The sequence below is a fragment of the Chthonomonas sp. genome, assembly GCF_035294165.1.
GTDB lineage: Bacteria > Armatimonadota > Chthonomonadetes > Chthonomonadales > Chthonomonadaceae > Chthonomonas.
Map to the genome: position 1 here is coordinate 1 of NZ_DATGLN010000023.1, position 9,355 is coordinate 9,355.

5 protein-coding genes are annotated in these 9,355 nt (G+C 56.6%); 2 read left to right on the forward strand and 3 right to left on the reverse strand.

Going from position 1 to position 9,355, the window contains the following annotated elements; all coding sequences use genetic code 11:
• Together smc and VKV29_RS00720 are read left to right on the forward strand one after the other, a co-directional pair.
• On the forward strand, positions 1–3,400 hold a 3,400-nt coding region (gene smc / locus VKV29_RS00715; protein ID WP_324199376.1), incomplete at its 5' end, for a chromosome segregation protein SMC.
• On the forward strand, positions 3,400–4,227 hold the full coding sequence (locus VKV29_RS00720; protein WP_324199377.1) for a twin-arginine translocation signal domain-containing protein: 828 nt from the start codon (positions 3,400–3,402) through the stop codon (positions 4,225–4,227). The genes smc and VKV29_RS00720, both read left to right, overlap by 1 nt.
• On the opposite strand, the gene VKV29_RS00725 is transcribed toward VKV29_RS00720, so the two are convergent.
• The 3 genes from VKV29_RS00725 to VKV29_RS00735 form a co-directional block, all read right to left on the reverse strand.
• Positions 4,211–5,146 (reverse strand): cobalamin-binding protein, encoded by a 936-nt coding sequence (locus tag VKV29_RS00725; RefSeq protein ID WP_324199378.1) that lies wholly within the window; start codon positions 5,144–5,146, stop codon positions 4,211–4,213. The two genes, VKV29_RS00720 and VKV29_RS00725, sit on opposite strands and share 17 nt — an antisense overlap.
• 537 nt (positions 5,147–5,683) lie before the next feature.
• Positions 5,684–6,673, reverse strand: a complete 990-nt coding sequence (locus VKV29_RS00730) for an ABC transporter ATP-binding protein (RefSeq protein WP_324199379.1) — start codon at positions 6,671–6,673, stop codon at positions 5,684–5,686.
• A 964-nt stretch (positions 6,674–7,637) separates the two neighbouring features.
• Positions 7,638–9,170, reverse strand: coding sequence for a VanW family protein (locus tag VKV29_RS00735; protein WP_324199380.1), 1,533 nt, complete (start codon positions 9,168–9,170; stop codon positions 7,638–7,640).
• Positions 9,171–9,355: the final 185 nt, after the last annotated feature.

Sequence of the window (9,355 nt, forward strand, 5' to 3'; positions counted from 1 at the left end):
CATCTTCAGCGGCTCCGATAAACGCAAACCTCTCGGCATGGCAGAGGTGCGCCTTCTGCTCGATAACTCCGATCACTTTTTGCCCATCGCCTTCTCTGAAGTCAGCATCGCCCGACGCATCTATCGCTCCGGCGAAAGCCAATACCTCATTAATGGCGCCCCCTGTCGCCTGAAAGACATCGTGGAACTGTTTTTAGATACCGGTGCCGGCAAAGGCGCCTACGCCGTCGTAGGCCAACAGGAGGTAGACGCCGTCCTCTCGGCACGCCCCGAAGATCGGCGGGAGCTGTTTGAAGAGGCCGCCGGAATCAAAAAATATCGAGTGAAAAAGCGAGAGGCTCTGCGCAAGCTTGAAACGGCCGAGGCCAACCTCCAACGCGTACGCGATATTCTTCGCGAGCTGGAGGCCCAAAAGGAACCCCTCGAGCGTCAGGCCATCACCGCCCGTCGCTACCTCGGCTACCAAGAGCGCCTCCGAGAAATTGAGGTCGGTCTGCTCGTCGCCGAGGTAAAACAGGCGGACTATGAACTGTTCGGCATTCGCCAAGAACACGAACTTGATCGTGAGGAACTGCGTCGCATCGAAACACTGCAGGCCCAGCTTGAGCAGCACCTTGCCGAGCTAACGGAGCAGGTACAGCAAGCCGAAGAGGCCTTAGAGATCGCGCGAACGAACTACCAAAACCTGCTCTCCACCACCGAGCGCACCCAAAGCCGCATGGCCGTTTTAGAGGAGCGCGCCCGGGCCGCAGCACGCACCGAAGAACAGGCCCTCCAAGAGATCGCCGATCTGGATACACAAAAAGAGCTGCTCCAAAATCTTATCATCTCTGAGGCCGAGGAGATCGCGCGCCTGCAAGCCGAACTGGCGGAAAGGGAACAAGCATGGGCCGCCGAATGCACCGCCCTGCAGGCGATTGAGCAGACCGTTACCGAGATTTTACGCGAACTGGAGGCCCGGCGTAGCCAACAACTTCGACGCGCCGAAGAGCGGGCCGGCCGCATCGCTGCGCTCGATGGGGTGAAAGCTCGCCTTGAAGAGACCCGCCAACAACAAGAAGCCCTGCTAAAGGAAGCAACCCTTCTACAAGAGCAACGACTACAAGCCGAGGAGCGCCTGCGCCAAATTGCTGCCGAACAAGAACAACGCAAAGCCCAACGGGACGAACTGCATCAAACCCAAGAGCATCTAGAAACCAAACAAAAAGCGCTGCAGGCCGAGGTAGATGCGTGCCGCAACCGCTGGGAAGCAGCCCGGCGTGCCTATTCCGAGCAGGCCGCACGCCTCTCTACCCTCGTCGAGTTGCAGGAAAGCTATGAAGGCTTCTATCATGGGGTTCGGGCACTCCTTCAAGCCGCTCGATCAGGTGCCCTTCGCGGTGACTATCGCCCTGTAGTAGACCTCCTCACCGTCCCCGAACCCTACCGCATCGCCATTGAGGTCGCTTTAGGCAGTAGCTTACAAGACATCGTAACGCCTACCGAGGAGGAGGCCAAAGCCGGCATCGCCTGGCTGAAGCAACACAAAGCCGGGCGCGTTACCTTTCTGCCCCTTACCCTGCTACGCCCCGGCCGGCCACTCGACAACCTTCCCCCAGAGGAAGGGATCGAAGGGGTGGCCGCTGATCTCGTCGCTTTTGACGAACGCTATGCTCCGGCGATTCAGCTCCTTCTGGGGCGCGTGATAGTTGTGCGCGACCTAGACAAAGCCATTGCGCTCTCCCGCCGCCTTTCCGGCTGGTCACGTATGGTTACCCTTGAAGGGGAGCTACTTACTCCGGGAGGAGCTCTTACCGGTGGCTCACTACAGGGGCGGGGTGCCCATCTTGTAGGGCGTAAAGGGGAGATAGATGACCTCAAAAATCGCCTACCCAACCTACAAACCGAGGTGGACCGGCTCGCTGCCCAACATAAGGAGCTGCTGCATAAACAGCAGGAGGCCGCGAAAGAGCACAGTCACCTCCTGCAAGAGCTGGCAAACCTCGATCAAGCCATCGCCGCTGCCGCCGGCGCCCAGGCCGCGGCTGAAAGAGAGCTTGCCCGCCTCCAACGCCAGGAGATCGAGCACCAACAGGCTCAGCAGCTACTGCAAACCCGCCTTACAGAGCTGAAAAAAGAGCAGGAACGACTTGAAAACCTCATCCTCTCTCGCCACGAGGACGATGCAGATGCCGAAAATGCTCTCATAGCGCTTCAGCAAGAGGCCGAAACCCGCACTGCACAGCGCGATGCCCTTCGCAGCAACGCCGCTCGCCTAGAGGTAGAAACCACCGAACTTCGCACCCAGCTTCAAGGGCTAAGGCGCTCACATCAGGAGAATCGGCAGGCGCTTGAGGAGTTGCAGCGCCGCATGGAGCAACGCAAAAGCCTGCATGCTCGGGTACAGCAGGAAGAAGCCCAGGTGGCGGAGGAGAAGACGCGCCTGGCCGAACAACTGCAACACACCCTGCGCCAACTGCAAGAGGCCGAACAGGCGGTGCAGCAGAATCTCGCTAATCGCCAGCACAAACTCGACGCCCACACCAAAACCAACGAGGCGCTTCGGGAGGCGGCTCAACGTCATCGAGAGATCACGGCGCACCTGCATGAAACGGAACTGCGCGTCGCCCGCCTCGAAATGCAACTGTCTCAAGCTGCCGAAAGGCTTTTGCAAGAGTACAATCTCCCGCTGGAAGAGGCCCTCCAACACCAAGAAACCGTGGCCGTTGACGACAATACCGCGCGGGAAGTGGCACGCCTTCGCCGTGAAATACGGGCGATGGGCCACGTGAACACGGGGGCCATCGAGGAGTTCGAGCGGCTTACGGAACGCTGCGACTTTTTGGCAACTCAACAGGCCGATTTAGAGAAAAGCCGTGAAGGACTGCTGACCACCATCGCCGAGATAGATGCCAGCACTCGCGACATCTTTCTGCAAACCTTCGAGGCCGTGCGCGAAGAGTTCGACCGGCTCTTTAAGCGCCTTTTCGGCGGAGGGAGCGCACGATTACTGCTTACAAACCCCGATGATCTGCTGGAAACCGGCATCGAGATCATCGCCCAACCTCCCGGCAAAAAGGCGCAAAGCCTTGCCCTTCTCTCCGGCGGGGAGCGCGCACTAACCGCTACAGCCTTGCTTTTTGCCTTTTTATCTGTGCGGCCCAGCCCCTTTGTTATCCTCGACGAGGTAGATGCACCTCTTGATGGCGCCAACGTGGAGAAGTTTGTTCGGCTTGTGCGCGAATTCAGCGAACGAAGTCAGTTTTTAGTGATCACCCATAACCCCGTCACAATGGAGGCGGCCCCGACATGGTACGGTGTCACGATGCGCGAACCGGGAGTAAGTAGTATTATAAGTTATCGCGTGCCCCAAACGGAGGAAAGCGACCCGACGCACCTATCGGAGGTGGGAAGTCCCTAATGGAACGAAGAGATTTTCTTAAAACGCTTCTAGGAGGCGGCATTGCCCTCGCCGCCGGTGGCTGTGCTGCCCCCGTGCCGGGCACAGGGGCCGTAGGGGGTAAAAGCCTCACGGTCACCATGCGTTTCGCCGGCCCCATGAACCCCGCCTTCTACTATTTCTTCCTCATCAATCGCTATGGGGCTACGGGCAGCCTTACCGCTCGAGGGCCGGTAGCCGTGTATGCTCCCGGTCAAGGCGGCCTTGTGGGCTACGGCAACGGCTTCGCCACCGGCTCGCCCGGAAGCCTTGGCAACCCGCCCGACTACGGCCTTACAGACTACGTGCTCTATAACCAGCATCAGCCCGGTAGCATCGGCGTCTACCACTTCCCCGGCGACCCCAATATCCCTAACTCCGCCGTTTACCAGGGCATGCCCGCCCAGTATACTCTGCCCGATCTCACCAATCCTCAAGATATCGTGGGTGCCTCCTCACTCTCTTTTCAGCTTCAGCTCTCTCAACTCATCACCGACACTTCCGATCCAAACCAAAAGGCACGGGAGGCGGCAGCCATCCGCTATATCCAGGTGAACATCGTGGCCACCAACTATGTGCCGACCGACCAAAACTCCAGCGGTGTGAAAGAGGTAGATGCTATGGGCAATACGCTCGATCCTGCCCAAGAGAGTAGTTTCCTCACCATTGACCTAAGCCAAAATCGCACCTACACTTCCCAAGATACCACCACGCTGCTCTCCCCGGAGCCGGCCGGCGATGTCTACCCGGCCGGCACCAAGAACGATGCCATAGATATCATCTATTGGTCTATCACGGTAAGTAGCTAAGGGCGGGTGCCCGCCACTGCAGAGCCGGAGGCAATCCCTCCGGCAAAGGGTGCATGTCCGGATGGAGCGTATGCGCTAAAATCTCTAGGCTATCCACAAGCCGCGGGCCGGGGCGGCTGAAGTAATGCGAACCGTTGATAATATATACCCGCCCCGAACGTACACAAGGCAGCTCCTGCCAATGGGGTCGGGCCTCTAGAAGGGGCATGTCTTGAAGCGTCCGCTCGACGGTATACCCACAACAGGCGATCACAAGCACCTCGGGCTGCCAATGGAGCAGCTCCTCCCAATGCATGGTGCGCGAAGGGACACCCGCCTTTCCAATACCCTCGATGCCTCCGGCAAGCGCAACGAGTTCGGGGCTCCAGTGCCCACAGGTAAAAGGAGGATCGATCCATTCTAGAAGCGTTACTCGCGGTTTATAGGCGATGCGTTCCGTCCTCTCCTTTACCGCCGCCACATGCGCCCTAAGAGAACGGATAAGCCGCTCGGCTGCCTCCTCGTGCCCTGTGGCTTCCCCCACGCTACGAATGGCCTCATATAGGTCTTCCAAGCACATCGGCTCCAGGTTGACCACGCGGGGCGCTCCCGGCAACTGGCACGCCGCCGCACGCACCTCCGCCTCCGCCACGGCACATACATCGCATAAGGCCTGTGTAATGATGAGGTCGGGACGCAGTTGCTCCAACACCTCCATGTTCAGGGTATAGAGGGCCTTATCCGTTTTAAGGCGCTCTCGCACCAACGCATCTATCTCGGCGCTGGTGGCGTTATGGGGGATTAGCGTTTTGGTGACCTTCGGCAACTGCTGTACAAACGGCGGATAGTCGCACTCATGCGTTACTCCTACCAACTGGTCCCCCAATCCAAGCGCACAGATGATCTCCGTGGCACTCGGCAACAACGACACGATCCGCATCGGACTACCTCCTCTCGCAATAACTGCAACATTTTACCCACTCTCCTCGCTTCGTTGGGTAAAAGGATGAACCACTGTCATTTCGAGCCGAAGGCGAGAAATCTTAAGCTTCCATTCCCACCAGTTCTGAGGGATAAGGGTGAGGGGCTACAGAGACTGCCAGCTTCACGGTTCTAGAGGCAGTTAATAAAGCAAGCCGGTCTTGTTCGCCCCCTATCCCGCCCTTTCCCCCTATTAGAAAGAAAGGGGGCGGTTGTGGTTGGTCTTTCGTTTTAGAGCAGTATAGCAAAGTGTGTCAAGCTTCCCCCTACAAAAGTGCAAGCAGGAGAGGATTTAAAAAATCGAAGAGATTTTTGGATATAGCAGCGCATTCTAAACGCCCAGATTTTTGAAAGATTCATTAAGGAATCGGTAGTCAAAGGAACCGTTAGGAACTTATCGTTCTCCTCTCTCCAGAAAGTGGGGGTAGAAGCTAGAAACACGCTTACGCACTCTGCAGGACTTTGGATTTGAATGTGATAATTGCCGTTGCTGTGCCTAATCTCGCAAATGCTTGCCGGTAAGAGAAAGAAATACGTCCTCTAAGGTGGGTTGTTTGATGTTGATAGAGACGATGGGAAGATGATAGGAGTTTAGAAGACGTACTAGCTCAGGCAGAGCGTGATAGGGTTTTGCACTATATACCGTGATGACATGTTGTCCAGGGGCTTCCTGCGAGCCTTCCTTTATTTCAATGGCGTCCACAAGGGGAACCGAGGCAAGAGCTGATTTCAGTTCGTCCTCGCTCTGCTGAGCCCCCAGGCCGGCCTCTTTCCCCTCGATCACCAACTCGATGGTAGAGCCACCTTGGCGGGCGATAAGGTTGGCTACGGTGTCGCAGGCGATGAGCTTACCTCTATCTATAATGCCTACACGGTCGCAAAGCAACTGAACCTCCTCCATATAGTGGCTGGTGTAGAGAATGGTGAGGCCGTTTCGATTCAGGGCACGGATTCCCTCAAAGATATGATTGCGCGACTGCGGATCGACTCCAACGGTGGGTTCATCTAGCAGTAAGAGTTGGGGCGCATGTAGAAGCCCTGCGGCTAGATTGAGACGACGTTTCATGCCGCCGGAGTATTTTTCCACAAGACGGTCGGCATGCTCGGAAAGGCCAACAAGCTCAAGCACCTCGGCCACGCGGCGAGTGAGCATCGCACCATGCAGACCATAGAGCCTGCCGAAGAAGAAAAGGTTCTCTCTTCCGGTGAGTTTGGCATAGATGGCCAACTCCTGTGGAACCACCCCAAACCGACTGCGCTCTTCTGGAGTGGATCGGTAGGGCACACTTTCAAAAAGAATCCATCCGGAGGTAGGAGGCAAGATACCGGCGAGAATGTGGATGGTGGTGGTTTTGCCGGCACCATTAGGTCCCAGAAGGCCGAATATCTCGCCCTTTTTAATGGTAAAGCTCACTCCGTCCACGGCCGTAACATCGTCGTAAGTCTTACGCAAGTCATTTACTTGCAGCAACACCTCATCTTCCATGGTGAACTCCTCATAGCATTAAGGCCTAGGGTGATAATGTACCTAAGTTTTTGGTTATTTGCCGCAAGGTAGAGTTTTACTACGTTAAGCCTCTCTTGGTGGTGCGGAGTGCGGCGCCTTGATGTCAGGTCGCACCCATCTTGCGACGGGCGAGGGACCTCCGGTTTGCTATCGCTTTGTTCAGAAAGGGAAGCTTGTTTCCCGTTGGCATGTCTTGCTAATTGGCTCTAGAATGGGCAACTTACTACACCAGCCCCCTCTCTTCATTCAAAACTAACCAAGCACCTCTGCGGCCTGTTTTATTCCCTTAGGCGTCTTTTCTCTGGCCGCTGCATTGCTGTCCGCCTCTACAGCCCTCACCCCCGCCCATCAAGGTCGACGTCCTCCCCCTCAAGCCCGACGCCTCGTCCTCAGAACTGGTGGGAATGGAAACTCAAGATTTCTCGCCTTCGGCTCGAAATGACAGTGGTTCATCTCGCCTTCGGCTCGAAATGACAGGCGTCTATCTCACCGGCACTTCAAGGCCGACGCCCTCCCCCTCAGCGGCCTGTTTTATTCCCTTAGGCGTCTTTTTCTCTGGCCGCTGCATCGCCGTGCGCTAGCACCTCCCGAATCGGGGGAAAGAACGGGATAGGGGGGCGAATGAGATAGGCTTGCTTAGTAAACTGCCTCTAGAACCGTGAGATTGGCAGCCTCATCCCTATTCCTCAGAGCTTGTGGGAAGTGAAACTTAAGATTTCTCGCCTGCGGCTCGAAATGACAGTTGTATCATCGGCTCGAAATGACAGTGGTTCATCTCGCCCTCCGCTCGAAATGACAGGCGTCTATTTCACGGACTCTTCAAGACCGACACAGGAGTCCCCAGAAAATAGCGAGATTTTCTGGCCAGGGCGCCCCACCCTACAGGGAGAGGGAAGACCACTAAGACCGCTGCGTTGCCGTCCGCGAGGACAAGCGGATGGGGTTAGGGTGGCGTAGGAAGTTGAGCAGGCTGTGTGGATGGTGGACGCCGTACAGGGGGTGGAGCGGGCTGCACTCTCACGCCAACGCGCACGATCTCCGGCTGCGCTTCGTAGTGTGATGGAATCACATCCCGACTCACCACCTTGCCATCTACACGGATGATCTGGTACCACACGGTGCGCACATCCGGGCGCCCCTCCTGTTCCACAATCCGACGTCCCGGAGGCAGCTTGGGATCATGAATAATCTCTACGGGCACATCGCCTTCATGAAGGCGCCCACGCACGAGTTCCACTTTGCGATTCGGATCGACATGCCCAAAAATATCGAAAGTCAGTAAGCCTCCATGCGCCCGTCCGATGATGTAGACGGGATAGGGCAAACTGTTCTGGAAGCGCATATCTAGCTCCCCATAGGCGACGGTCGCATCGCGACCGGTGGGAATGCCCCCATCGGAAACGGGAAACGAGTGGTGATTGCGAAGCACAGTTTTTAACCCGGCCTTCAAGGCGGCATTGTAAAGGGTGCCCGATACCTGGCAGATTCCGCCCCCCACCCCCGGTTGCAACTGCCCATGAATAATAACCGGGGCCACATCGAAACCACTGGACAGCACGCGAGGCCCCACCGTCTCGTTAAAAGAAAAGATTTGGCCGGGCAATAATAGGGTTCCATCTATCTTTTCGGTAGCCACCTCAATGTTATGTCCCCGCTTCCCCTCAGCGTACCAGGTGCTATAAGACGAGAGCTTTCCATCTATAGTGTGTAAGAGGTCATAGGTGATGCGCGGCTGTACCGCCTGAGTAGGTAGGTTGAGATCGAGCAGACTGCCGGTGTTTCCTGTTGTTGTCGCACCCCTTCCACCTGTCGTACCTGCGCTTGAAGAAGATGGCGTATTGAACTGTTGCCAAGCATGTGTGACGATTGGCGCCGCTGCGTCTACATCTATGGCTCGCCCCGGCACCTCATGTTTTAGCCCAAAACCTCCCTTCGGAAGCAGCACGATCTTCGCATTGATGGCCGGAACTTGCGTGAGATGCGCCACGTGAGTCAGCGCCTCGTGAAGCTGCTTCTGGTCAACCGTGATCGTGGGTGTAATAGGGGTGTCCGATTTGGATGGCCTTACAAGAGAGACTATTTTAGATAGCCATCCTGTTTGTCCAGCCTGCTCGGCAGTTTGGAGCGTAGAGTCGACATCAATGCCAAGCCCTAGTGTTCTTGCCCGCATCGAGACCGACGGGCTATTGGCTATCCCCTGCGCATGCAAAGCAAAGAGCGTTGCGCACCTATCCTGCGCCCACTGCAGTATCGCGTCTCTTGCCGTCTCCGGTGTCTTGCCGCCAAGGTCTAACGTAAAGAGATGAACGCCTGGAGCGATAGTATCTTCGGAGTGGAGACGATGAGCGTACAGAAAAAATAGGGAGCTGCCAATTGCCAACAGCGGAAGCGGCAGGAGAAAGAAAAGGCTCAGTAGCCCCTTTCCTTGGCGCCACGCAGATATACGTTGCAACAGGTGCCGATCCGCGCGAGACATTACATCAACCTCCAGCTCAATAATTCGGTATGGAAGGCGATCACGGCTCGTTTCGCTCTCCTTCATGGCAATGGCAGCAGCACGGAGCTACCTCTTGCGGGGCATCGTAAGGCACGTTAGCGGCAGAGAGTTGCCTTTCCATGCGCAGAATAAGCTCCTCAAGCCTCTCATTATGCTGCTCGAGC

Excerpts from the sequence above, each read along its gene's own strand:
- VKV29_RS00720 (WP_324199377.1), top strand. The coding sequence starts at position 3,400 with ATGGAACGAAGAGATTTTCTTAAAACGCTTCTAGGAGGCGGCATTGCC.
- VKV29_RS00725 (WP_324199378.1), bottom strand. The coding sequence starts at position 5,146 with ATGCGGATCGTGTCGTTGTTGCCGAGTGCCACGGAGATCATCTGTGCG.
- VKV29_RS00730 (WP_324199379.1), bottom strand. The coding sequence starts at position 6,673 with ATGGAAGATGAGGTGTTGCTGCAAGTAAATGACTTGCGTAAGACTTAC.
- VKV29_RS00735 (WP_324199380.1), bottom strand. The coding sequence starts at position 9,170 with ATGTCTCGCGCGGATCGGCACCTGTTGCAACGTATATCTGCGTGGCGC.